Source organism: Alistipes sp., assembly GCF_048465635.1.
In the GTDB taxonomy this organism is placed as follows: Bacteria; Bacteroidota; Bacteroidia; order Bacteroidales; family Rikenellaceae; genus Alistipes.
In genome coordinates, this window is the sequence record NZ_DBFWLF010000009.1 from 1 (window position 1) to 24,282 (window position 24,282).

Below are 24,282 nucleotides of genomic sequence, written 5' to 3' on the forward strand. Positions count from 1 at the left end.
CCTGCTTAATTTTGGAGCCAGGAGCTTCAACCACCTTGTGGTTGGCTTTCACTGCGTTTCTAATTCTGGTCAGAAAGTCCGCAATAGGATCAGTCATAACGAATAGAAGTTAAAATTAAATGATTGAATTTGTTGTTCCTAAGCAGGCTGCATCATCGTAAGCATGTTTCCCGCACCGGATTGTTTTCTTTGTTTTCGCTTTTGTCACCCCTGCCGCACCGTTTCGGCTGTCACCGGGCCTTGTCCGTGCGAAGCGTCTCCGCCCGTCCGGCCTCAGCGGCCCCTGCCACTACCGGAGCGCAGCCTGTCGCTTGGCACGGGGTATAAAAGCGCGCAAATATACGCATTATTTCCCAATATACCAAGGTAAGACCTTATTTTTCAATTTTTTCGGCCCTGCCCCGGAACACGAACCATGTTAGCTCCTTCAGGCAGCTAACACGTATCCGTACTGAATTTCCCTTGCCCGCTTGCTCACCGAACAGCCCTTGCAACGCCATCCCGGGGCGTTAAAGGTCTTTCCCCGGTCGCCTTTCAGGTTCCCCCGGGATCGCGTTCCGCTCGTTCCCGGAGCTACCTACGAAGTCGTCCGCCAAATGCAGCGGAACAGCGTCCGGATCAGCTTCAGTCCCCCTCGGGTCGCTTCCATATGCTGGACAGCATCGGACCTCTTCAGCCCTCTCCGATGAGACGGACACAAAAAAATCCGACCCTCGCAGGCGGTCCCTCGCGGGACCCGTTCAGGAAATTCGTAACCAAATGCCGAATCTTTCGATCCGCCCCACATGCCGGGAAGTTACCGCTTGCGGCGGCACTTTCCCCGGCACTGTGACGTATCTACGCGGGTTCGACACCCTTATCGGCTTCACTTCCTTCCGACGCCGGAGGCGGGAGAACTCTTCGCCATGCGCTTCGTGACACCTTCGCATCGCTCCGCACGCTTTCTCCCCGCTCTTCGCGTCCGCAGGCTCGCACCTTCCGGAAGCTGAAACCTCTGTGCACGACCGCGGCGTCCTTCCCCTTGGAGGGAGGGACGCCGGGACGGTTTACCAACTGGCCTTCGTAACGCCCGGGATCAGCCCCTTGGAGGCCATCTCGCGGAACTGGATACGACTGATACCGAACAGGCGGATATAGCCCTTCGGACGGCCCGTGATCTTGCAGCGGTTGTGCTGGCGGATGGGGTTGGAGTTGCGGGGCAGCTTCGAAAGCGCCTGCCATGCCTCCTCGTGGTCCATCTCACCGCTCTTCACCTTGGCAGCGATCTCTTCGCGTTTGTGCGCGTAACGGTTTGCGAGTTTCACACGTTTGACCTCGCGGGCCTTCATCGACTCTTTTGCCATAGCTTATTGGTTCTTTTTAGCGTTCTTGAAAGGAAGGCCGAATTCGCGGAGCAGGGCGTACGCCTCCTCGTCGGTCGCGGCCGAAGTTACGAAGGTGATCTCCATGCCGAAGATCTTGGTGATCTTGTCGATGTCGATCTCCGGGAAGATGATCTGCTCGGTGATGCCGAGGGTGTAGTTGCCCTGGCCGTCGAACTTCTCGTTGATCCCTTTGAAGTCGCGGATACGGGGCAGCGCCACGGCGATCAGACGCTCCAGGAACTCGTACATCTTCGTGTCGCGCAGCGTCACGCGCACGCCGATAGGCATGCCCTTACGCAGCTTGAAGTTCGAAATGTCCTTGCGCGAACGGGTCTGAACGGCTTTCTGACCGGTGATCTGCGTCAGCTCGGCCTCGGCCACGTCGATGAGCTTCTTGTCCGAAACGGCATCGCCCATACCCTGGTTGATGACGATCTTCTGCAACTTGGGGCACTGCATGATGCTCGAGTACCCGAACTCCTTCATGAGGGCGGGAGCGATCTGCTCCTTGTACTGTGTCTTGAGTGTGGGAACGTATGCCATTATTTGATCTCCTCCCCTGATTTTTTAGCGTAACGTACTAATTTGCCGTCGGAGCCGACCTTGCGGCCTACCTTGGTGGGTTTGCCGCTCTTGGGATCCAGCACCTGCATGTTGGAGATGTGGATCGGGGCCTCCTTTTCGATGATGCCCCCCTGGGGGTTCTGGGCATTGGGTTTGGTAGCCTTCTTGGTGAGGTTGACACCCTCGACGATGGCGCGCTGCGCGTCGACATCGACCTTCAGGACCTTGCCCTGCTTGCCCTTGTTGTCGCCGGCGATGACCTGCACCATGTCCCCTTTCTTGATATGTAATTTCATAGACATTGCGATTTATAATTACAATACTTCGGGTGCGAGGGAGATGATCTTCATATACTGGTCGCGCAGCTCGCGGGCTACGGGGCCGAAGATACGGGTTCCGCGAATTTCACCCTGGTTGTTCAGCAGCACGACGGCGTTGTCGTCGAAGCGAATGTACGAACCGTTGGCGCGCCGGATCTCCTTGGTCGTGCGGACGACCACGGCTTTCGACACCGAGCCCTTCTTGACATCGCCCGAGGGAGTGGCGCTCTTGACCGATACCACGATCTTGTCGCCGATGGATGCGTAGCGGCGCTTCGTGCCGCCGAGCACGCGGATGCAAAGTACCTCCTTCGCACCGCTGTTATCAGCTACTACGAGTCTACTTTCCTGTTGTATCATAATTACTTAGCTCTTTCAATGATTTGTACTAATCTCCAACGCTTCGTCTTGCTCAGCGGGCGGGTCTCCATGATGCGGACCGTATCGCCCTCCTTGCACGTCTCGTCGAGCGACTCGGCGACGAACTTGGTCGTCTTGTTGACGAATTTGCCGTAGATCGGGTGCTTCACCTTACGCGCCACCGCAACCACAATGGTCTTCTCCATCTTGTTGCTGACAACCACTCCGATACGCTCTTTTCTCAGATTTCTTTCCATAGGTCGTAATTATTTAGCGTTTCTCTGACGCAGAATTGTCAGCATGCGGGCTATGTCTCTGCGGTTTTTCTTAATGATCGACGGGTTTTCGACGGGGGACACCGCGTGCTGCACCTTCAGCTTGGCAAGCTGCGCCTTCTCGGTCTCGATGCGCTCCTGGAGGTCCTTGATCGAAATATCCTTGATTTCTGCACTTTTCATCTTCGTGTTCCCTTAAATAGTGGTTTCGACGTAGTCACGCCGTACGATAAATTTGGTGGTGATGGGCAGTTTCTGAGCACCCAGGCGCAGCGCTTCCTGCGCTACTGCCAGGGGCACACCTTCCGCCTCGAAGAGAATACGTCCGGGCGTTACGGGCGCCACGAAGCCTTCGGGATTACCCTTACCCTTACCCATACGTACCTCGGCGGGCTTCTTGGTGATGGGTTTGTCGGGGAAGATGCGGATCCAGAGCTGACCTTCACGCTTCATGTAACGGGTGATGGCCTGACGGGCCGCCTCTATCTGACGACCCGTGATCCAGGTCGATTCAAGTGCCTTGATTGCGAACGATCCGTATGCAAGCTGGTTACCTCTTTGAGCGATACCTTTCATACGGCCTTTCTGCATTCTTCTAAATTTGGTCTTTTTCGGCTGTAACATGTTAGTTCTGCTTTAAAAAGGTCCTTACTTACTGATTGTTGTTGCGACGGTCGCCACCGCGATCGTTGCGGCGTCCGCCGCGACGGTCGCCGCCGCGACGCTCCCCGCGATCGCCGCGCGGACCGCGACGGTCGCCGCGCTCGCCGCGGTCGCCCGAGGGAGCCTGTGCCGAAGCGCCGGCGATTTCGAAGATGTCGCGCTTGCCGTAGACCGTGCCCTGGCAGATCCACACCTTCACGCCCAGGATACCCACCTTGGTGAGCGCCTCCGTGAGGCAGTAGTCGATGTCGGCACGGAACGTATGCAGCGGAATGCGGCCCTCCTTGATGGTCTCGGTACGCGCCATCTCGGCGCCGCCGACACGGCCTGCCACCTGAATCTTGATGCCCTCGGCGCCCATGCGCATGGTCGAAGCCACGGCCATCTTCACGGCGCGGCGGAACGATACGCGGCCCTCGAGCTGGCGGGCGATGTTCTGGCCCACGATGACGGCATCCACCTCGGGACGCTTCACCTCGAAGATGTTGATCTGAATCTCCTTGCCGGTGAGCTTCTTCAGCTCCTCCTTGAGCTTGTCGACCTCCTGGCCGCCCTTGCCGATGATGATGCCCGGACGTGCGGTGGAGATGGTCACCGTGACCAGCTTGAGCGTGCGCTCGATGATGATCTTGGAGATGCTGGCCTTCTGAAGACGGACGTTCAGATATTTGCGAATCTTGGCGTCCTCGACGAGCTTGTCGGAGAAGTCCTTGCCCCCGAACCAGTTGGAATCCCAGCCGCGGATGATGCCAAGACGATTTGCTATCGGATTAACTTTCTGTCCCATCTTGCTTTACTTGTTTTCTACGGTTACCATTTTGTCCACCACGATCGTCACGTGGTTCGAACGCTTGCGAATGCGGTGTGCACGGCCCTGCGGCGCTGCCTGAATGCGCTTCAGCATGCGGCCGCCGTCGACGAACACCTCCTTGACGCAGAGCGTGGCGTCTTCCAGACGCTCGCCCTCGTTCTTGGCCTCCCAGTTGGCGATGGCCGATTTGAGGAGTTTTTCCATGCGGATCGAGGCCTCCTTCTTCGAAAAACGGAGGATGCCCAGCGCCTTGTTGATCTCCACGCCGCGGATGATGTCGGCCACCAGGCGCATCTTACGGGGCGAGGTCGGGCAATCACGCATGATTGCGATCGCCTTCTGCTTCTTCTCAGCCTTCAGTTTCTCGGCTCTTATTGCTTTTCTTGCACCCATTTTCTACTATTTTTTGCGATTACCTGCATGGCCGCGGAAGTTGCGCGTCGGAGCGAACTCACCGAGTTTGTGCCCCACCATATTCTCAGTTACGTAGACCGGAATGAACTTGTTTCCGTTGTGGACAGCCACGGTCTGACCCACGAAGTCGGGCGAAATCATACTTGCCCGCGACCAGGTTTTGATGACCGTTTTCTTGTTGCCTTCGGCCTGAGCGACGACTTTCGCCTCGAGCTTGGGGTCGATGTACGGTCCTTTTTTTAATGAACGGCTCATTGAGTACTCTTATTTAATTATTTTTTCTTCTTGGAAATAATGAACTTCGAGGTCGTCTTCTTGGGATTACGCGTCTTGTAACCCTTCGCCAGCAGACCCTTGCGCGAACGGGGATGACCTCCCGACGCACGGCCTTCGCCACCACCCATCGGGTGATCGACGGGGTTCATCACCACGCCGCGGTTGCGCGGGCGGCGACCCAGCCAACGTTCACGACCCGCCTTGCCCGAGCTTTCGAGGCTGTGGTCGATATTCGACACGACGCCTACCGTTGCGCGGCAAGTTACGAGTACCATACGAGTCTCGCCCGAAGGCAGCTTGATGACGGCGAATTTGCCCTCACGTGCCAACAGTTGAGCATACGAGCCGGCCGAACGCGCCATCGCGGCGCCCTGGCCCGGGTAGAGTTCGATATTGTGGATGACCGTACCGAGCGGAATTTCGCTCAGGAAGAGCGTGTTGCCCACCTCGGGAGCGACGCCTGCGCCGCTCATCACCTTTTGGCCCACCTGCAGGCCGTTCGGAGCGATGATGTAGCTCTTCTGGCCGTCGGCATAGACCAGCAGCGCGATGCGCGCCGTGCGGTTGGGGTCGTACTCGATCGATTTGACAGTCGCGGCCACGCCGTCTTTCGTGCGCTTGAAGTCGACGTTACGATACATCTGCTTGTGACCGCCGCCGATGTAGCGAACCGTCATCTTGCCGTCGTTGTTACGTCCACCCGAGCTCTTCTTGGGGCTGAGCAGCGATTTCTCCGGCTTGTTCGTCGTGATCTCGTCGAACGTGCCGATAATCTTATGTCGCGTACCTGCGGTAACAGGCTTGAATTTTCTTACTGCCATCTTCCTTAGATATTACTGTAAAAATCGATCTTGTCTCCGTCCTTCAAGGTCACGATAGCCTTCTTGAAGTTGTTCGCGCGGCCCTCCAGAAGACCCGCCTTGGTGTAGCGGCTCTTGAGTTTGCCCATGTAGTTCACGGTGTTCACGTCCGTCACGACGACGTTGTACATCTGCTCCACAGCATTGCGGATCTGCAGCTTGTTAGCCCTCACGTCAACGATAAAACCGTAGCGATTCAACTTTTCGCCCTGAATCGTCATTTTCTCGGTCAAAACCGGCTTAATAATAATTTCCATCTGTGTCTTGCGTTTTTAAGCTAACATCGTATTCAAAACATGCTCCGCGCCCTCCACCAGTACGATGGCCGATGCGTTCATCACGTCATAGGTGCAGACGTTCTGAGCCAGCACGGGCTTCACGTAGGGCAGGTTGCGGCAGGAGAGCTGCAAGTTGACGTTCGACTCGGGAAGCACCAGCAGCACCTTCTTGTCGGCTACCTTCAGCGCCTCGGCCAGCGCCGCGACGCTGCGCGTCTTGGGGGCCTCGTAGCTGATCGGCTCCACCACGCTGATCGCACCGGCCTGGGCCTTGTACGTGAGCGCGCTGCGACGGGCCAGCTGCTTGAGCTTCTTGTTGAGCTTGAAGCTGTAATCGCGGGGCACGGGACCGAATACACGGCCGCCGCCCGGGAAGAGGGGCGAGAGGATGCTGCCCGCACGGGCGCCTCCGGTTCCCTTCTGACGCTTGAGCTTGCGGGTCGAACCGGCAACCTCGTTGCGCTGCTTCGACTTGTGCGTGCCCTGACGCTGGTCGGCCAGATACTGCTTCACGTCGAGATAGATAGCGTGGTCATTAGCCTCCACGCCGAAAACGGCATCCGAAAGGACTACCTTACGACCCGTTTCATTTCCTTGGGTGTTCAAAACAGCTAATTCCATACTACTTCTCAATGGTTAAATAAGCACCTTTCGCTCCCGGAATCGAACCCTTCACCAGGATCAGATTGCTCTCGGGAATCACTTTCAGAACACGCAGGTTCAACACCTTGACCTGCTCGCCGCCCATCTGGCCGGGCAGACGTTTGCCCTTGAAGACACGGGAAGGATAGGACGACGCACCCAGCGAACCGGGCTTGCGCTGCCGGTTGTGCTGGCCGTGGGTCTGACCGCCCACACCGCCGAAGCCGTGACGCTTCACGACGCCCTGGAAGCCTTTGCCTTTCGAAATCCCGGTCACGTCGACCCAGTCCTCTTCCGAGAAGAGATCTACGGTGAGCGTGTCGCCGAGAGCCACTTCGGGCATACCCTTGAACTCGGCCATCTTGCGACGGGGGGTAGTGCCGGCTTTCTTGAAGTGACCTAACAAACTGCTGCTGGTGTGCTTTTCACTCTTTTCGTCATAGGCAACCTGAACCGCTTCGTAGGCATCCTTCTCCACGGTCTTGATTTGCGTAACTACACACGGACCAGCCTCAATGACAGTGCATGGTATGTTCTTACCCTCGGCACTGTAAACGGAAGTCATTCCGATTTTCTTTCCAATAAGTCCTGACATTTGTTGTCGAATTACGTTTGTTATAGTTTGTAGTGAATCTCTTAGCTATGCTGCACGCACGGCGGATCACACTTTGATCTCGACCTCGACGCCCGAGGGGAGTTCCAGTTTCATCAGCGCGTCGATCGTCTTGGGCGTCGACGAGTAGATGTCCAGGATGCGCTTGAACGTGCAGAGCTGGAACTGCTCGCGGGCCTTCTTGTTGACGAAAGTCGAGCGGTTCACCGTAAAAATCTGCTTGTGCGTGGGAAGGGGCACGGGACCGCTCACCACGGCGCCCGTACTCTTCACGGTCTTCACAATCTTCTCGGCCGACTTGTCCACGAGATTGTGATCGAATGACTTTAACTTGATTCTGATTTTCTGGTTCATATGATTGCTTATTCTATATCCTTACGTTTACCGCTCGCCTTCTCGATGATCTCCTTGGCCAAGTTGGCGGGAACCTCCTCGAAGTGCGAGAACTCCATCGACGACGTGGCGCGGCCCGACGAAATCGTACGCAACACGGTCACATAGCCGAACATCTCCGACAGGGGAACCTTGGCCTTGACCACGCGGGCCGTACCCTTCGATTCCATGCCGGTGATCTGTCCGCGGCGCTTGTTCAGGTCGCCGATGATGTCGCCCATGTTCTCCTCGGGGGTCACGACCTCCACGGACATGATCGGCTCCATGATCACCGAGCCGGCCTTGGGAGCCGCGGCGCGGTAACCGTTGCGGGCCGCGATCTCGAACGACAGCTGGTCGGAGTCGACCGGGTGGAACGAACCGTCGAGCAGCGTGACCTTCATCGAATCCATCGTGTAGCCGGCCAGCGCTCCGTTGGCCATGGCGGCCTCGAAGCCCTTCTGCACCGAGGGGATGAACTCCTTGGGAATGTTGCCGCCCTTGACCTGGTCGACGAACGTAAGGCCCATCTTGCCCTCTTCGGCGGGTCCGATCTCGAAGATGATGTCGGCGAACTTACCGCGGCCGCCGGTCTGCTTCTTGAAGACCTCGCGGTGCTGAACGGTCTTGGTGAGCGCCTCCTTGTAGTTCACCTGCGGAGCACCCTGGTTGATCTCCACGCCGAACTCGCGGCGCAGACGGTCGACGATGATGTCCAGGTGCAGCTCGCCCATACCGCTGATGACGGTCTGGCCCGAATCCTCGTCGGTGTGCACCGTAAAGGTGGGGTCCTCCTCGGAGAGTTTCGCCAGCGCGATGCCCAGCTTGTCGAGGTCCTTCTGCGTCTTGGGCTCCACGGCCAGGCCGATCACCGGCTCGGGGAAGGTCATCTGCTCCAGTACGATGGGGGCATTCTCGGCGCAGAGCGTGTCGCCCGTGCGGATCTCCTTGAAGCCCACCGCAGCGCAGATGTCGCCCGCACCGACGGTCTCCATCGGGTTCTGCTTGTTGGCGTGCATCTGGTAGATGCGGCTGATGCGCTCGCGCTTGCCGCTGCGGGTGTTCAGCACGTAGGAACCGGCGTCGAGCTTGCCCGAGTAGATGCGCACGAAGGCCAGACGGCCTACGAAGGGGTCGGTGGCGATCTTGAACGCCAGGCCGCAGAACGGATCGTCCTCCGAGGCGTTGCGGACCTCCTCCTTCTCGGTCTTGGGGTTGATACCCGTCACGGCCGGAACGTCCAGCGGCGAGGGCAGGAACGCCATCACGTAGTCGAGCAGCTTCTGCACGCCCTTGTTGTGGAACGACGAGCCGCAGAGCATCGGCACGATCTGCATCGAGATGGTGGCCTTGCGGATGGCGACGAGCAGTTCGTCGGGAGTGATCGAATCGGGGTCCTCGAAGAACTTCTCCATCAGCGCATCGTCGGTCGAAGCGACCTCCTCGATGAGTTTGGCGCGCCACTCGGCGGCCTCCTCCTTCATCGAGTCGGGAATCTCCTTCAGCTCGAAGTTGTCGCGGACGGTCTTGTCGTCGTAGTAGTAGATCGCATTATTATATATAAGGTCTACCAGTCCCTCGAACTTGTCCTCCGCACCGATGGGCAGCACGACCGGCAGGGCCGTCGTTCCGAAGTGCTTCTTGATCTGGTTGCACACGGCCATGAAGTCGGCGCCCGTGCGGTCCATCTTGTTGACGTAACCGATGCGGGGAACGTTGTACTTGTCGGCCTGACGCCATACGGTCTCCGACTGAGGCTCCACGCCGCCCACGGCGCAGAAGGTGGCGATAGCGCCGTCCAGCACGCGCAGCGAACGCTCCACCTCGACAGTGAAGTCGACGTGTCCCGGGGTGTCGATCAGGTTGATCTGGTACTGGTTGCCCATGTAGTTCCAGAACGCGGTCGTTGCAGCCGAGGTGATGGTGATGCCGCGCTCCTGCTCCTGGACCATCCAGTCCATCACGGCAGCACCCTCGTGCGTCTCGCCGATCTTGTGGGTTTTGCCCGTGTAGAAGAGAATGCGCTCCGACGTGGTGGTCTTACCGGCATCGATGTGCGCCATGATACCGATGTTGCGCGTATAATGTAAATCTCTGGTTGCCATCTGTTCGGTTTCGATTAGAATCTGAAGTGTGCGAACGCCTTGTTGGCCTCGGCCATGCGGTGCATCTCCTCCTTGCGCTTGAAGGCTGCGCCCTGCTGGTTGTAGGCGTCCATGATCTCAGCCGAGAGCTTGTCTGCCATGGTCTTTCCGGCGCGCTTGCGGGAGTAGAGGACAAGGTTTTTCATGGAAATAGAAATCTTGCGCTCCGGACGAACCTCCATAGGAACCTGGAAGGTCGCGCCACCGATACGCTTCGACTTGACTTCGACTTGGGGCGTGATGTTCTCGAGGGCCTGTTTCCAGATTTCCAGCGGAGATTTATCAGCATCCTTCATCTTCTTGCCCACCACGTCCAACGCATCGTAGAAAATGGTGTAGGCAATACTCTTCTTACCATCCAGCATGAGGTTGTTCACGAAACGGGTCACGGCCACGTCTCCGAACTTCGGATCCGGAAGTAGAATTCGCTTTTTTGGCTTAGCTTTTCTCATTGCTATAAATAAATGTTGAATTGTTTCTTGTTTTCCGCGCCCGGTCCCGGGGACCGCCGGCGTGAATGCGCTTGTTAATCGTTTGTCAGACTACTTGCCTGCCTTGGGTCGTTTGGCTCCGTACTTCGAGCGACGCTGACGGCGTCCGTCCACACCGGCCGAGTCGAGTGCACCGCGCACCAGGTGATAACGTACACCGGGGAGGTCCTTCACACGGCCGCCGCGGACCAGCACGATCGAGTGCTCCTGCAGGTTGTGGCCCTCGCCGGGGATGTAGGCGTTGACCTCCTTGCCGTTGGTCAGACGAACACGTGCTACCTTACGCATGGCCGAGTTAGGCTTCTTCGGGGTCGTGGTGTACACGCGGGTACATACGCCTCGGCGCTGGGGACACGCGGCCAGCGCGGGAGACTTCGACTTGTCCTCGAGCGTCACGCGGCCGTTTCTCACTAACTGTTGAATAGTTGGCATTGCTAAAACTGTCCTTTAAGTTGTTAAAAATTCTATCTCCATTGTCCAAAATGGACTGCAAAGGTACGCAAATTTTCGGAATTACACTATATATGCGCATCTTTTTTCGCCATTTTACGGAGTTTTGACACGCTTGTCAATTCTTTTTATTTATAATTTTGTAAATATCATAGCATTCGTTTATCAACAAAAGCAAAACCCGTTTATCCGCAGCCCCTTACGCATGCCCCACACTCCCGCGAAGCGCTCCGATCACAGGGGAACGTCGTTCGAGCGGATACCCCTTTTTTCTGCATAACGTGCGGAAAGTGACCGCTTTTTCGTATATTTGCATGTCGCAACCTGCAAGGGTTGCCTCCATACGACGGAACAATGCGTTCGCTTGGACTTTTGTTTTTCGAAATCGCCAATTCAGTAAAAGCACTCGAAAGTCAGGTTGAATGCTCGTGCATAGTGCGCGAGCTTAATCTTGATTGAGTGCCGGGTGTTTGGCGATACCTGAAAAACGATCGGGATTTTGCTCGCTTTTTTTTGCCTATAATCTCCAAACACTATGCTTTATGATTAGAAAACTCTTTTTTACCGGACTGCTCGCCCATCTGCTCTTCCTGCAGACGGGTTGCAGCGACTCCTACGACGACAGTCGCCTCAACCAACGCGTCGACGGACTCGAGCAGCGCATTGCGGCGCTCGAAGAGCTTTGCCGGAAGATGAACACCAACATCGCCTCGCTGCAGACGCTCGTCTCGGCCCTCGAAAGCAACGATTGCATCACGGCCGTAGTACCCATCGACCGCGATGGAAAAACAGTCGGCTACACGATCTCGTTCAAGTACGCACCGAGCATCACCATCTACCACGGAACCGACGGCAGCGACGGCGAGGACGGTCACACGCCCGTCATCGGCGTCGCTCCGTGGGAGGGGTCCTACTACTGGACAATCGACGGAGCGTGGCTCACCGGCCCGGACGGGGAGAAGATCCGCGCCCAGGCCATGGACGGCAAGCCAGGCCAGGACGGCAAGGATGGCACGACGCCCGCTCTGAAGATCGACGGAGGATTCTGGTATCTCTCGACCGACGGAGGGCTTACCTGGGAGAAGCTGGGCCAGGCGACCGGGGACAAGGGCGAACCGGGCGCCGATGCCGAGAACCCGATCTTCCGCGAGGTGACGCAGGACGAGCAGCAGGTGGTCTTCACCCTTTGGGACGGCACGGTCATCACCCTGCCCAAGATCGTCGAACCGGCGCCGCTGGGCATCGCATTCTCCGAGACCGACCCGGAAATCCTGCCGGGCAAAACCTACGAGATCGGCTATACGCTCAGCGGAGCCGACGAAAAGACCACCGTGGACGTTATCGCCCAGAACGGCTACAAGGCCTCCGTGGCGGAGAAGAGCTACGACGCGGGCCTGATCGTCATCACCTCGCCCGATCCGGCCTACGACGAGAAAATCATCGTACTGGTCAGCGACGGCGCTCAGCGGACCATCGTGCGCTACATCCACATCGTCAAGAGCGTCCTGGTGGTCGCGGACGACAGCTTCACCATCGAACAGCAGGGCGGCCTGCAGCCGGTGACCGTTCGGACCAACATCCGCTATACGGTCGAAATTGCGGAGGCCGACCGGTCGTGGGTGTCGCTCGTCGAAACGCGCGCCCCCACACGCGAGGAGACCCTGACGTTCTCGTTCCAGCCAAACCCCGAAACCTCCATGCGCACCGCCGTGGTCGAACTGCGCGATACGAAAGGTAAGGTCGGGCAGCGCCTCCTGTTCACCCAAAAACCGTGGGGCTACAAAACCGTGCATGTCGAAAAACCCGCCTCGCTCGAGAGCCTGATTCCGGACGACGAAAAGGATCGCCTGCTGGGATTGATTCTCACCGGAGCGCCCGATTCGCTGGACCTGGTGTTCATGCGCTCGATGCCGGCGCTGATTTCGGTCGATCTGCGGAAGACCGATCTGACGACGCTGCCGAAGGAGTGTTTCAAGGATTCGCCCCTACAGACTGTCCTCCTTCCCGAAAAACTGGTCGAGGTTCCCGACTGGGCATTCTATTCGAGCGCCATCACGGCCGTCGACCTGCCGGCATCGGTCACACGGATCGGCCGATTGGCATACGGGAACTGCCTCGCGCTCCAAGGCGACCTGATCCTGCCCGAAAACCTGCGCAGCATCGGAAATTCCGCCTTTACGCAATGCCGCTACTTATCCGGCACGCTGACCATCCCCGACAGCGTCACGGAGATCGGAACCTATGCCTTTCTGGCTTGCCAAGGATTTAGCGGTCTAACCCTGGGCCGCAGCCTTACGGTTTTTCCGACCGGCTGCTTCCAACAATGCTCGGGCATGCGGGGCGATTTGATCCTGCCCGAAGATGCTACGACCATCGAGCAGAGCGCTTTCGAGGATACGGGATTCAACGGTCAACTCGTTATCGGCAGCAAGATGAAAACCATCGGTATCCTGGCGTTCTGCACGTTCAACAACGATAATCTCAATTTCTACCAGGTCGTCTGCCATGCCGTCACCCCACCCAAATGCGAGTACTCCTCCTGGGGAACGGGATACTACCGCCTGCTGGTTCCTTCCTATGCAAGCGTTGAGGCCTATCAGGCCGTCTACGAGTGGAAAAGCAGTTTTACGCACATCGAAACCATGTGACCGATCGAAAAAAGAGACGCCCCTTGGGGAGCGTCTCTTTTTGATCGATAGCGGGTCGCAACTTATTTCCCGCACTCGTTCTGCGCGCTGGCGGTCAGCATCCAGACCGTCTTCTCCTGTTCGCGCAGGTAGTCGCTCATCAGCGCCACGGTAGCCTCGTCGCCCGCCTCGGAGGCCGCGGCGAGCAGCTTGCGCTCTTCGCCGATCAGATGCGCATAGCTCTCCAGCACCAGCGCGACCGCCTCGCGGGGAGTCGATATGCCGGCCGCTTCGGCCAGGCGCGCCTGCCGGAGGTACTCGCTGAAACGGTTCTCGGGTACGCCGCCCAGCGTCAGGATCCGCTCGGCCAGTTCGTCGGCCTTTTGCGCGGCGTCGTTGTAAAGCTCCTCGAACTTGGCGTGCAGCACGAAGAAGGCGTGTCCCTGGATATTCCAGTGAAGCCCGCGCAGGTTGGTGTAAAACACCTGATAGTCGGCCAGCAGCAGCTTGAGCGAGGAGACGATCCCCTCCACCTGGGAGGCATCGAGATGCAGATAATTCAACGTTTTCATAATCAATCGGTTTTTATTTGTTAATAATTATTTTTTATGTTTTATTGTTTTCCATAGGCAAAAGTAATATCTATTTTGCGCATTTGCAAATCATATTTACTGATAGGCCGATAGAGGCAGGCTATACGGCGGGGGCATCCGACCGTGCGTTTGCCCGCGCAAACGAAAATGTCGGCCCCGGAACGAACTATTCCGAAAAGTTTTCGTTATTTTTGCCGGAAAATCGGCAATAAACAAACACGATATGGAGTACAATTTCAAGCAGATCGAATCCCGCTGGCAGCAGCGCTGGCGCGAGCTGAAGACCTATCACGTGGAGGTAGACCCTTCGCGGCCCAAGTTCTACGTGCTGGACATGTTCCCCTACCCCTCGGGCGCGGGGCTGCATGTGGGCCATCCGCTGGGCTACATCGCTTCGGACATCTACTCGCGCTACAAGCGGCTCAAGGGCTTCAACGTTCTGCACCCGATGGGCTACGACGCGTTCGGCCTTCCGGCCGAGCAGTACGCCATCCAGACGGGACAGCATCCGGCCGTCACCACCGAGCGCAACATCGCCCGCTACCGCGAGCAGCTCGACAAGATCGGATTTTCGTTCGACTGGGACCGCGAGGTGCGCACGTGCGATCCGGACTACTACAAGTGGACGCAGTGGGCCTTCCTGAAGATGTACGGCCACTATTACTGCAACCGGCGGCAGCAGGCGCGGCCCGTCGGTGAGCTTATCGCCGCGTTCGAAAAGAACGGCACGGAGGGTGTCGACGCCGCCTGCACGCGGGAGTTGCACTTTACGGCCGCCGAGTGGAACGGCTGGGACGAAGCCAAGCGGGAACAGGTGCTCCAGAACTACCGGCTGGCGTTCCGTGCCGACACGCAGGTCAACTGGTGTCCCCAGCTGGGCACGGTGCTGGCCAACGACGAGGTGCGCGACGGGCTGTCGGTGCGCGGCGGCTACCCCGTCGAACAGAAACGCATGAAGCAGTGGCTGCTGCGCGTGACGGCCTACGCCCAGCGTATGCTCGACGGACTGGAGAGGCTCGCCTGGAGCGACTCTCTAAAGGAGATTCAGCGCAACTGGATCGGCCGCTCGGTGGGTGCGCAGGTCTTCTTCGACATCACGGGTTCGGAGCGCAAACTGGAGATTTTCACCACGCGCCCCGATACGATCTTCGGCGTGACGTTCATGGTCATCGCCCCCGAACACGCGTGGGTCGGCGAGCTGACCACCCCGGAAAACCGGGCCGCCGTCGAGGAGTACGTCCGCCAGGCCGGGAAGCGTTCCGAGCGGGAGCGCATCGCCGAGACGCGGCGCGTAAGCGGTGTTGCGACCGGCTCTTACGCCGTCAACCCCTTCACCGGCAAGGCGATTCCGATCTACATCTCCGACTATGTGTTGGCCGGCTACGGCACGGGAGCCATCATGGCCGTTCCGGCCCACGACTCGCGCGACTGGGCCTTTGCGCGCCACTTCGGCCTCGACATCGTTCCGGTGGTCGCGGGCGGCGACGTCGAGCGGGAGTCGTACGACGCCAAGGAGGGCAAACTGATCAACTCGGATTTCCTCGACGGCATGGATGTAAAGGAGGCGATCGGGGTGATGTTCGACGAGATCGAGCGGCGCGGACTGGGCCGCAGGCTCGTCAACTACCGCCTGCGCGACGCCATCTTCTCGCGCCAGCGCTACTGGGGCGAACCCTTCCCGATCTACTACAAGAACGACACGGCCTATCCGCTCGCGGAGGACGAACTGCCGCTCCGCCTGCCGCCGGTCGATGACTTCGGTCCTACGGCCGAGGGCGAACCGCCGCTGGCCCGCGTCGCGGATTGGGCGACGCCGGAGGGCTATCCCTACGAGCTGTCGACCATGCCCGGATTCGCCGGGTCGTCGGCCTACTACCTGCGCTACATGGACCCGCACAACGATCGGGCGCTGGTCGGCCGGGAGGCCGACGAGTACTGGCGGTCGGTGGACCTCTACGTCGGCGGCATCGAGCATGCCACGGGCCACCTGATGTACTCGCGTTTCTGGAACATGTTCCTCTACGACCTGGGCTATGTCTGCGAAGAGGAGCCGTTCCGCAAGCTGGTCAATCAGGGCATGATTCAGGGCCGTTCGAACTTCGTCTACCGCGTGGTGGGGACCAACCGATTCGTGTCGCTCGGGCTGAAAGACCGATACCAGACGCAGGAGATTCACGTCGACGTGAATATCGTCCGCAACGATATACTCGATCTGGAGGCGTTCCGCCGCTGGATGCCCGACTTCGCCGATGCGGAGTTCATCCTCGAAGACGGCAAGTACGTTTGCGGCTGGGCCATCGAGAAGATGTCCAAATCGATGTACAATGTGGTCAACCCCGACTACATCGTCGACAATTACGGCGCCGACACGCTGCGCATGTACGAAATGTTCCTCGGGCCTTTGGAGCAGTCCAAGCCGTGGGACACGAACGGCATCGACGGCGTGCACAAGTTCCTGCGCCGCTTCTGGCGGCTGTTCTTCGACCGCGACGGGCAGTTCGCCGTCACGGACGATGCGGCGGGCGAAAAGGAGCTGCGCACGCTGCACAAGACGATCAAAAAGGTGACCGAGGACATCGAAAACTTCTCGTTCAACACCTCCGTCGCGGCCTTCATGATCTGCCTGAACGAGCTGGGCGAATGCAACAAACGTGCGGTTCTCGAACCGCTCGTGGTGCTGCTGGCCCCCTTTGCGCCCCATATCGCCGAGGAGCTGTGGGCGCAACTGGGGCACACGACCTCGGTGTGCGATGCGGCCTATCCGGTATACGACGAAAAGTACCTTGCGCAGAGCGCGTTCGAATACCCCGTATCGGTCAACGGAAAGCTCCGTTTCAAGAAGGAGTACGCCGCATCCCTCACTCCGGCCGAGATTCAGGCCGCGGTGGTCGCCGAGCCGGAAGCGCAAAAGTGGCTCGACGGCAAAGCGCCGAAAAAGGTGATCGTCGTGCCGGGAAAGATTATAAATATCGTCGTATAGCGGTCATAGTTTCATATTTTAAGACTGCATTGCAATTCCGACCGCTGAATCCTCGCGGCGTACCGCCGCGTTTGCAAATCTGACCCCGCCCCAGCCCTCCCTCAGGGAGGGAGATGGCGTACCATCCGGACGGCAGAAGAAGGATGTTTTACGGTTCATAGAGCCTCACCCCGGAAAGAGAAAATATAAATTCCTTGTTTCCGAGGCTTCTAAGCCATACTGGCCACCGTCCTTGTTTTCGACCTTTAGGTCGGCGGGCCGCAGCCTCCGGCAGCGGAGGCCCGCTCATCGCGTCCCACCGCAGACTGCGGCCCTCCAAAACAAAACTTCAAATAATAATAACATGAAACGAACCATCGGCTTTATCGCAGCTTTGATCTTTCTGACAACCGCCGTCCCGGCCCAGAATTACGGCCAGGCGGCGACGATCCCCCTCTGGAACAACGCCTCGGCTCCGCACACGAACGGGATCACGACGCCCGAAACCGAGACCGAGCCTAACCGCATCGGCAACACCTCCGAAGCGGTGCTCTATCTCTTCCCCGCCGAGACATCGAAAGCCACCGGGCAGGCCGTGGTGATCTGCCCGGGCGGCGGTTATTCGCGCCTCTGCATGGACAAGGAGGGGTATCAGATGGCCCGCTGGTTCGCGGCGAACGGCATCACGGCCGCCGTGCTGAAATACCGCATGCCCAACTCCCATCCCGAAGTGCCGTTGGAGGACGCCGAGCGGGCCGTGCGCATCCTTGCGGGGCTTGAAGCCGGGGCCACCGGGTTCACGGCCGACCGGGTGGGCATCGTCGGCTGTTCGGCGGGCGGCCATCTGGCGGCCATGACCTCGACGATGGCCGCGACCCGGCCCGCCTTCGCCATCCTCTTCTATCCGGTCATTACGGGCGAGCGGGGCAAGTGCCACAAAGGGTCGTTCGACCGCCTGCTCGGCCCCGGGCGCACCGATTCGCTGACGGCGTATTATTCGCTCCAAAACCGCGTCACGCCCCGGACGCCCCCGACCCTGCTGCTGCTCTCGGACGACGACCGCTCCGTGCCGCCGGTCAACAGCACCGCCTATTACAACGCGCTCAAAGAAAATGGCATCGCCGCCTCGATGCACATCTATCCCGCAGGCGGCCACGGCTGGGGCATGCGCGACGATTTCGCCTGCCGCGCAGCCTGGCAGCAGGCGGTGCTGGAGTGGCTCGGCAGCCTCAGATAAAGGCATCGTCCCGAATTTTAATTCTTAATTTTTAATTCTTAATTTTTAATTCTTAATTTATGTGTCGTATCTTTGCGTCAAAGCAAAGATACGATCTATTTATGGCAGACAACACCATCCTGACCCGCCTCGACGGGCTGAAGCTCAAATACGAGGAGACGGGACAGAAACTCACCGATCCCGAGGTCATCGCCGACGTCAAGCAGTTCGTCGCGCTCAACAAGGAGTACCGGGAGCTTGAACCGATCATCGAGACATCGGAACGTTACCGCACGGCGCTGGCCAACCTCTCGGAGGCGAAGGACACGCTCGCCAACGACAAGGACGAGGAGATGCGCGAAATGGCCCGCGAAATGGTCGCGGAACTCGAACCGGAGATCGCCCGCCTGGAGGAGGAGATCAAACTGCTGCTCATCCCTAAGGACCCGCAGGATTCGAAGAACGCCATCGTGGAGATCCGCGGCGGCACGGGCGGCGACGAGGCGGCGATCTTCGCCGGCGACCTGCTGCGCATGTACACCAAGTACATCGAATCGAAGGGGTGGCGGTGCGAAATCACGTCGTCGTCCGAAGGGGCGGTCGGCGGCTTCAAGGAGGTCGTGCTGAAGGTCACGGGGCAGAACGTCTACGGCACGCTTAAATACGAATCGGGCGTGCACCGCGTCCAGCGCGTGCCCCAGACCGAGACGCAGGGCCGCGTGCACACTTCGGCGGCCTCGGTGGCCGTGCTGCCCGAGGCGGAGGAGTTCGACGTCGAAATCTCGATGAACGACATCCGCAAGGACATCTTCTGCGCCTCGGGTCCCGGCGGCCAGTCGGTCAATACGACCTATTCGGCCATCCGCCTGACGCACATTCCCACGGGCATCGTCGTGCAGTGTCAGGACCAGAAATCGCAGCTCAAGAACTTCGACAAGGCGTTCGAGGAGCTGCGCACGCGCGTATTCAACCTCGAATATTCGAAATACCTCGACCAGATCGCCTCCAAGCGCAAGACGATGGTCTCGACGGGCGACCGCTCGGCCAAAATCCGCACCTATAACTATCCGCAGGGGCGCATCACCGACCACCGCATCAACTACACGATCTACAACCTCTCGGCCTTCATGGACGGCGACATTCAGGACTGCATCGACCACCTGATCGTGGCCGAGAACGCCGAGCGCCTCAAGGAGAGCGAACTCTGAGGATGGCCCTGCCCGCCGATTTCGCCGAAGAGGTCCGCTCCGTCGTGGCCCAGATTCCCCGAGGACGGGTTGCCACCTACGGCGGAATCGCCCGTTTGGCCGGCATGCCGGGCTATGCGCGGCACGTCGGACACGTCCTCGCGGAGGCTCCCGTCACGCTGCCCTGCCACCGGGTGGTCAACGCCGCCGGGCGCACGGTTCCCGGCTGGGCGGAACAGCGATCGCTGCTCGAAAACGAAGGAATTCGCTTCAAGGCCAACGGCTGCGTCGATCTGGCCCGCTGCGCCTGGGAGGCGATGATACTTACCTGAGCGAACGAAGCGACCCGCCAGGCCCCCGTAAGCAATAATCCCCGCCGGGAAACCGTTTCACCGGAAAACGACCCGCATGAAAAGAACCATCATAGTGACCGCTCTTCTGCTCTCCGCGCTGCTTCCGGCCGCAGCCCAGCACCCGTTATGCCTGGTCAACGGCACGCCGACCGAGAACATCGACGCCATCCCGCCCGAGGACATCGAGCAGGTCGAGATGCTTCCGGCCGACGAGCAGACCATCGCCCGCTACGGCGAGGAGGCTTCCGAGGGGGTGCTGCTCATCACCCTGCGTTACGACCGGCCTGCGGCCTTCGCCGCCGACACTACGTTCGGCAGCTACATCGCCCGGCAGGTCCGCTGGGACGACGACGAACCCGCCGCGCGGGTCATCCTGCGCTACAAGGTGACTCCGGACGGGCGCACCGTCGTGGTGCAGGAGCTGGAATCGACCGACAACCGCCTCAAACGGCGCGTGCTGAAAGCCGTGGAGGAGGCTCCCAACTGGCAGCCCGCCCAAAAGAACGGCGTACCGGTCGAGAGCGAGGGCGTGCTCAGCATCCAGCTGCCCGAGGGCAAGGCGCTGCCCCGCCCCGTCGAACTGGTCTACCGTTAACCCAAACTTTCAGAATAACGTGAAAACCAACTCCCTGTCCGCCTGGATACTGGCCGTGCGGCCTTACAGCCTCGGCGCGGGTATCATCCCGGTCGCCGTCGCCTCGGCGCTGGCCTTCACCGACGGCGGATTCCGCCCCGCGGCGGCCCTGCTGTGCTTCGCATTCGCCCTGCTGATGCAGTGTACGGCCAACCTGGTGAACGACCTTTGGGACTTCCTCAAAGGGGCCGACCAACCCGATCGGCTGGGTCCCGACCGCGCCTTCGCCAAGGGCTACATCACCCCCGGAGCCATGAAAGCGGGCATCGCGGTCTTCACCCTCGCAGCCGCGGCCGTCGGCTGCGGACTGCTCTGGTGGGCCGCGGCGCACGGCACGCTGCGCTACGGCGGCTGGGAGCTGATCGCCGCGGGCGCGGCGTGCATCGTCTTCGCCTACTTTTACACCGCCGGTCCCTGGCCGCTGGCTTACCACGGATTGGGCGATGCGGCCGTCATCCTCTTCTTCGGGCTGATCCCCGTCTGCCTGACCTACTACATCCAGACCGGAACCTGCACGGCAGAGGCGGTCGTGGCGGCGCTGGCCTGCGGACTGGTGATCGACACGATGCTGATGGTCAACAATTTCCGCGACCGCGAGGAGGACGCCCGCTGCGGCAAGCGCACGATCGTCGTCTGCCTGGGCGCCGGCGTGGGCCGCTGGGGCTACTTCGCGCTCGGAACCGTCGCCGTGGCGCTCTGCCTGTCGCTGCTTGCCGCTGGACGCATGTGGGCCGCACTGCTGCCGCTGCTCTACTGGGCGGTGTTCCTGGCCACGTGGCGCAAGATGGTGCGCATAGACCACGGCGACGCGCTGAACGTCTGTCTGGGCGAGACGGCACGCAACATGCTCCTGTTCGGGGTGCTGCTGACGGTCGGAATTTTGTTGGGATAATGGCGCAAACCGAGTATATCACCCTTCGGGAGCTGCAGCGGATGGTGCGGCTGACCCTCGACGAGCGGTTCGCGCTGCCCGTGTGGGTGAGTGCCGAGATTTCGGAACTGAAGGTCAACTACTCGGGTCACTGCTACCTCGAGCTGGTCGAGAAAGGGGGCGACAACGGCGTTCCCACAGCACAGGCGCGCGCGGTGATCTGGCGCAGCCACTTCGCCCGCATCGCGGGTTATTTCGAGGCGCAGACCGGCGAGCCGCTCGCGCCGGGCATCCGCATCCTGGCCAAAGTACACGTCACCTACCACGAACTCTACGGCTTCTCGCTCCAGATCACCGACATCGACCCCGCCTTTACGCTGGGCGACATGGAGCTGCAGCGGCAGCAGACCATCGCCCGGCTGCAGGAGGAGGGGGTGTGGGAGATGAACCGCGAAACGCCCCTGCCGCAGGTGGTGCAGCGCATCGCGGTGGTTTCGAGCGCCCATGCCGCGGGGTATCAGGATTTCTGCAAGGAGTTGGAGCGAAGCCCCTACCGCTTCACCGTCCGCCTCTTCGACGCCTTCATGCAGGGCGAGGCCGCCGAAGCGTCGGTCGTCGACGCCCTGTGCCGCGTGGCGGCCCGCCCGGAGCAGTTCGACGCCGTGGTGCTCATCCGCGGCGGCGGTTCGCGCAGCGACCTCAACTGCTTCAACGCCTACCGCCTCTGCGCCCACGTGGCGCAGCTGCCGCTGCCGGTCATCACGGGCATCGGTCACGACAAGGACACCAGCGTGGCGGACCTGGTGGCCCATACGGCGCTCAAAACCCCGACGGCGGTGGCCGGGTGGCTCGTGGAGCGGATGGCGCAGGCGGAAGGGTGGCTCGACGGCGCGGCACTCGGACTGCACGAGGCCGCGGCGGGGATGCTCCGCGCCTCGGAAGTGCGGCTCGAACGCCTCTCGGGCGAGGTCGGCCGGCTGAGCGCCGACCTGCTCACCCGGCAGCGCCTGCGGCTGGAACACCTGGCCGAGCGGCTGCCCGAAGCTGCGAACAGATTGCTGGAAAACCATCGGAAACGGCTGGAACACGCCGCCGAACTCGTCGCCGGGCGTGCGCCCGAATCGATCCTCCGGCTGGGTTTCGCCATCGTCCGCACCCCGGACGGGACGCTCGCCACGGCGGCCGGCGTCGAAGCGGGCCAACATATCGGCATCGAAGTCGCCGACGGGCAGATTCGTGCAACGGTAAACGAAAAGAAGATATGGCAAAGAAAGAGATGACCTACGCCGCGGCGATGGCCGAGATCGAACGGACCCTCGCCCGCCTGCGCAGCGAGGAGATGGACGTGGATACGCTCTCCGCGGAGGTCGAACGGGCCACCGAGCTGCTTGCCCGCTGCAAGGCGAAGCTGCGCAAGACCGAGGAGGAGGTAAGCCGCATCCTGGAACGGCCCGAAGAACGGCAGTAACCGGGAAGCAGGACGCCCTTTATAAACAGACATCACGATGAAGCGACTGATCCGATTCTGCCTCAACCACATTCCGCGGCCCCTGCTGCAGCGCGTCGCAGGGTGGGCCGTGCCCGTCGCGGGCTGGTTCTACAAGGGACACGGGGTCGAATGTCCCGTCTGCGGGGCCCGCTACCGCCGCTTCCTGCCCTACGGCTACGTCCGTTCGCGGCCCAATGCACTGTGCCCCAACTGTCTATCGCTCGAACGCCACCGCCTGCTGTGGCTCTACCTCACGCGCGAGACCGACCTGATGCAGCGCTTCCCGCGCACGCTCCACATCGCTCCCGAGGTCTGCATCATGCGCCACCTCCGGCCCCACTTCGCCGCGCATCCGGGGCAATATATTACGGCCGATCTGGAAAGCCCGCTGGCCGACCTGCACTTCGACGTGCAGCAGATTCCGCTCGCCGACGCCTCCGTGGAGGTCATCCTGTGCAACCACCTGCTCGAACACGTCGCCGACGACCGGCAGGCATTGCGCGAACTCTACCGCATACTCAAACCCGGCGGCTGGGGCATCCTACTCTCCCCCGTGGAGCGGGACTACGAACAGACCTTCGAGGACGATACGATCACCGACCCCGACGAGCGCACGCGCATCTTCGGACAGTACGACCACCGGCGCATCTACGGCGCGGATTACACGCAGCGGCTGAGCGAAGCGGGGTTCGAGGCGGTCGACATCGACTTCGCCGCCTCGCTCGACGAGGCCGAGCGCAGGCGCTACGCCCTGCCCGATGACCACATCTACGTGGTTTACAAGCACTAAAGATAGAAGACGATCCCGACGAAGTGGGCCGCCACGGCCAGGTCGATCAACAGATGCCACACCAGGTGGTGGTAGCGGAAGCCCTTGCGGGCATAGACCCACGCTCCGGCCGTGTAGAGCACCCCGCCCAGCGCGATCAGTCCCAGCAGGGGCGCGGAGGCGTTGCGAATGAAGAGCGGCAGGAAAAAGACGATCGACCACCCCATCACCAGGTAGATCGTCAGGCTAACGGCCGGGATCGAGCGCTTCGAGAGCGACTTGTAGAAGACCCCGAAGAGGACCATCGCCCACTGCAAAACCGTGATGAAAATCCCCTGCCAGCCCCCGATCACCGCCAGCGCGACGGGCGTATAGCTTCCTGCGATGGCGATATAGATGCAGATATGGTCCAGCACGTGCAGCACCGCCTTTTCGCGCGATGCGGGGCTTGCCGCATGGTAGAGCGTCGAGCAGAGGAACATCAGAAAGACCGAGATCACGAAAACACTTACCGCTACGGCCGCCGTCGCGGCGTCGGCGGCATGCGTATAGGCCCATACGGCCGCAAAGGGGAGGGCGCAGAGCATCACGAGCGCCATCGCTCCGTGGGAGACCGCGTTGGCCCTCTCTTCGGCAGCGGTGGGCACGTAAACCGTTTTTTTCGCTTTCATGGCATCGGGGATCGGG

31 protein-coding genes are annotated in these 24,282 nt (G+C 60.1%); 10 read left to right on the top strand and 21 right to left on the bottom strand.

Annotated elements, in window-relative coordinates; genetic code table 11:
- The 19 genes from rpsH to rpsL all read right to left on the bottom strand — a co-directional run.
- Window positions 1–97: 30S ribosomal protein S8 (rpsH, locus tag ACMO9O_RS03400; protein ID WP_418982439.1), on the bottom strand; the 97-nt coding region annotated here is incomplete at its 3' end.
- Between the two features lie 949 nt (window positions 98–1,046).
- Complete coding sequence (gene rpsN, locus ACMO9O_RS03405; RefSeq protein ID WP_418982217.1) at window positions 1,047–1,343, bottom strand: 30S ribosomal protein S14; 297 nt, start codon at window positions 1,341–1,343, stop codon at window positions 1,047–1,049.
- Window positions 1,344–1,346: 3 nt separating this feature from the next.
- On the bottom strand, window positions 1,347–1,907 hold the full coding sequence (gene rplE, locus ACMO9O_RS03410) for a 50S ribosomal protein L5 (RefSeq protein WP_418982218.1): 561 nt from the start codon (window positions 1,905–1,907) through the stop codon (window positions 1,347–1,349).
- Window positions 1,907–2,230: a 50S ribosomal protein L24 gene (gene rplX, locus ACMO9O_RS03415; protein ID WP_418982219.1), complete on the bottom strand. Its 324-nt coding sequence runs from the start codon at window positions 2,228–2,230 to the stop codon at window positions 1,907–1,909. Before rplX ends, rplE begins: the two co-directional genes overlap by 1 nt.
- A gap of 12 nt (window positions 2,231–2,242) precedes the next feature.
- Window positions 2,243–2,608 carry a 50S ribosomal protein L14 gene (gene rplN, locus ACMO9O_RS03420; RefSeq protein ID WP_418982220.1) on the bottom strand — a complete coding sequence of 122 codons (366 nt, stop codon included), beginning with the start codon at window positions 2,606–2,608 and terminating at the stop codon, window positions 2,243–2,245.
- A 2-nt stretch (window positions 2,609–2,610) separates the two neighbouring features.
- Complete coding sequence (gene rpsQ, locus ACMO9O_RS03425; RefSeq protein ID WP_009597655.1) at window positions 2,611–2,865, bottom strand: 30S ribosomal protein S17; 255 nt, start codon at window positions 2,863–2,865, stop codon at window positions 2,611–2,613.
- Between the two features lie 9 nt (window positions 2,866–2,874).
- Complete coding sequence (gene rpmC, locus ACMO9O_RS03430; protein ID WP_418982221.1) at window positions 2,875–3,066, bottom strand: 50S ribosomal protein L29; 192 nt, start codon at window positions 3,064–3,066, stop codon at window positions 2,875–2,877.
- A 12-nt stretch (window positions 3,067–3,078) separates the two neighbouring features.
- A complete protein-coding gene (gene rplP, locus ACMO9O_RS03435; RefSeq protein ID WP_015547053.1) occupies window positions 3,079–3,507 on the bottom strand; it encodes a 50S ribosomal protein L16 in 429 nt (142 codons plus the stop codon).
- Window positions 3,508–3,535: 28 nt separating this feature from the next.
- The gene (rpsC, locus tag ACMO9O_RS03440; protein WP_418982222.1) at window positions 3,536–4,333 is read right to left on the bottom strand and encodes a 30S ribosomal protein S3; all 798 of its coding nucleotides are present in this window, start codon (window positions 4,331–4,333) and stop codon (window positions 3,536–3,538) included.
- A gap of 6 nt (window positions 4,334–4,339) precedes the next feature.
- The gene (gene rplV / locus ACMO9O_RS03445) at window positions 4,340–4,750 is read right to left on the bottom strand and encodes a 50S ribosomal protein L22 (protein ID WP_418982223.1); all 411 of its coding nucleotides are present in this window, start codon (window positions 4,748–4,750) and stop codon (window positions 4,340–4,342) included.
- Window positions 4,751–4,756: 6 nt separating this feature from the next.
- A complete protein-coding gene (rpsS, locus tag ACMO9O_RS03450) occupies window positions 4,757–5,026 on the bottom strand; it encodes a 30S ribosomal protein S19 (protein WP_418982224.1) in 270 nt (89 codons plus the stop codon).
- Window positions 5,027–5,043: 17 nt separating this feature from the next.
- Window positions 5,044–5,868 carry a 50S ribosomal protein L2 gene (gene rplB / locus ACMO9O_RS03455; protein ID WP_418982225.1) on the bottom strand — a complete coding sequence of 275 codons (825 nt, stop codon included), beginning with the start codon at window positions 5,866–5,868 and terminating at the stop codon, window positions 5,044–5,046.
- A 5-nt stretch (window positions 5,869–5,873) separates the two neighbouring features.
- Entirely contained in the window at window positions 5,874–6,164 is a 291-nt protein-coding gene (gene rplW, locus ACMO9O_RS03460) for a 50S ribosomal protein L23 (RefSeq protein ID WP_018696467.1), read from the bottom strand.
- A 15-nt stretch (window positions 6,165–6,179) separates the two neighbouring features.
- Entirely contained in the window at window positions 6,180–6,806 is a 627-nt protein-coding gene (gene rplD, locus ACMO9O_RS03465; protein ID WP_418982226.1) for a 50S ribosomal protein L4, read from the bottom strand.
- 1 nt (window position 6,807) lies between these two features.
- Window positions 6,808–7,422, bottom strand: a complete 615-nt coding sequence (rplC, locus tag ACMO9O_RS03470) for a 50S ribosomal protein L3 (protein WP_418982227.1) — start codon at window positions 7,420–7,422, stop codon at window positions 6,808–6,810.
- A gap of 66 nt (window positions 7,423–7,488) precedes the next feature.
- Window positions 7,489–7,794, bottom strand: a complete 306-nt coding sequence (gene rpsJ / locus ACMO9O_RS03475) for a 30S ribosomal protein S10 (protein WP_004329464.1) — start codon at window positions 7,792–7,794, stop codon at window positions 7,489–7,491.
- An 8-nt stretch (window positions 7,795–7,802) separates the two neighbouring features.
- Window positions 7,803–9,917, bottom strand: a complete 2,115-nt coding sequence (gene fusA, locus ACMO9O_RS03480) for an elongation factor G (protein WP_418982228.1) — start codon at window positions 9,915–9,917, stop codon at window positions 7,803–7,805.
- Window positions 9,918–9,931: 14 nt separating this feature from the next.
- Complete coding sequence (gene rpsG / locus ACMO9O_RS03485; RefSeq protein WP_418982229.1) at window positions 9,932–10,408, bottom strand: 30S ribosomal protein S7; 477 nt, start codon at window positions 10,406–10,408, stop codon at window positions 9,932–9,934.
- 90 nt (window positions 10,409–10,498) lie between these two features.
- The gene (gene rpsL, locus ACMO9O_RS03490) at window positions 10,499–10,879 is read right to left on the bottom strand and encodes a 30S ribosomal protein S12 (protein ID WP_019152124.1); all 381 of its coding nucleotides are present in this window, start codon (window positions 10,877–10,879) and stop codon (window positions 10,499–10,501) included.
- A gap of 560 nt (window positions 10,880–11,439) precedes the next feature.
- Here rpsL and ACMO9O_RS03495 point away from each other — a divergent pair.
- Complete coding sequence (locus ACMO9O_RS03495; RefSeq protein WP_418982230.1) at window positions 11,440–13,545, top strand: PL29 family lyase N-terminal domain-containing protein; 2,106 nt, start codon at window positions 11,440–11,442, stop codon at window positions 13,543–13,545.
- 62 nt (window positions 13,546–13,607) lie between these two features.
- Here the strand turns inward: ACMO9O_RS03495 and ACMO9O_RS03500 are convergent, their stop codons facing one another.
- Window positions 13,608–14,096 (bottom strand): Dps family protein, encoded by a 489-nt coding sequence (locus ACMO9O_RS03500; protein WP_418982231.1) that lies wholly within the window; start codon window positions 14,094–14,096, stop codon window positions 13,608–13,610.
- Window positions 14,097–14,340: 244 nt separating this feature from the next.
- On the opposite strand from ACMO9O_RS03500, the gene leuS reads away from it, so the two are divergent.
- From leuS to ACMO9O_RS03545, 9 genes are all read left to right on the top strand, one after another.
- Window positions 14,341–17,097 carry a leucine--tRNA ligase gene (gene leuS / locus ACMO9O_RS03505; RefSeq protein WP_418982232.1) on the top strand — a complete coding sequence of 919 codons (2,757 nt, stop codon included), beginning with the start codon at window positions 14,341–14,343 and terminating at the stop codon, window positions 17,095–17,097.
- A 343-nt stretch (window positions 17,098–17,440) separates the two neighbouring features.
- Window positions 17,441–18,313: an alpha/beta hydrolase gene (locus ACMO9O_RS03510; RefSeq protein ID WP_418982233.1), complete on the top strand. Its 873-nt coding sequence runs from the start codon at window positions 17,441–17,443 to the stop codon at window positions 18,311–18,313.
- A gap of 101 nt (window positions 18,314–18,414) precedes the next feature.
- Window positions 18,415–19,500 (top strand): peptide chain release factor 1, encoded by a 1,086-nt coding sequence (prfA, locus tag ACMO9O_RS03515; protein ID WP_418982234.1) that lies wholly within the window; start codon window positions 18,415–18,417, stop codon window positions 19,498–19,500.
- 2 nt (window positions 19,501–19,502) lie between these two features.
- Window positions 19,503–19,811, top strand: coding sequence for an MGMT family protein (locus ACMO9O_RS03520; RefSeq protein WP_418982235.1), 309 nt, complete (start codon window positions 19,503–19,505; stop codon window positions 19,809–19,811).
- 76 nt (window positions 19,812–19,887) lie between these two features.
- Window positions 19,888–20,427, top strand: coding sequence for an energy transducer TonB (locus ACMO9O_RS03525; RefSeq protein ID WP_418982236.1), 540 nt, complete (start codon window positions 19,888–19,890; stop codon window positions 20,425–20,427).
- Window positions 20,428–20,446: 19 nt separating this feature from the next.
- Window positions 20,447–21,358, top strand: a complete 912-nt coding sequence (gene menA / locus ACMO9O_RS03530) for a 1,4-dihydroxy-2-naphthoate octaprenyltransferase (protein WP_418982237.1) — start codon at window positions 20,447–20,449, stop codon at window positions 21,356–21,358.
- Entirely contained in the window at window positions 21,358–22,617 is a 1,260-nt protein-coding gene (xseA, locus tag ACMO9O_RS03535) for an exodeoxyribonuclease VII large subunit (protein ID WP_418982238.1), read from the top strand. Before menA ends, xseA begins: the two co-directional genes overlap by 1 nt.
- Window positions 22,599–22,805, top strand: a complete 207-nt coding sequence (gene xseB, locus ACMO9O_RS03540) for an exodeoxyribonuclease VII small subunit (RefSeq protein ID WP_418982239.1) — start codon at window positions 22,599–22,601, stop codon at window positions 22,803–22,805. The genes xseA and xseB overlap by 19 nt, the downstream gene beginning before the upstream one ends.
- A gap of 37 nt (window positions 22,806–22,842) precedes the next feature.
- Window positions 22,843–23,616, top strand: coding sequence for a class I SAM-dependent methyltransferase (locus ACMO9O_RS03545; protein WP_418982240.1), 774 nt, complete (start codon window positions 22,843–22,845; stop codon window positions 23,614–23,616).
- Here the strand turns inward: ACMO9O_RS03545 and trhA are convergent.
- Window positions 23,613–24,266 (bottom strand): PAQR family membrane homeostasis protein TrhA, encoded by a 654-nt coding sequence (gene trhA, locus ACMO9O_RS03550; protein ID WP_418982241.1) that lies wholly within the window; start codon window positions 24,264–24,266, stop codon window positions 23,613–23,615. The genes ACMO9O_RS03545 and trhA overlap by 4 nt on opposite strands.
- Between the last annotated feature and the right edge of the window lie 16 nt (window positions 24,267–24,282).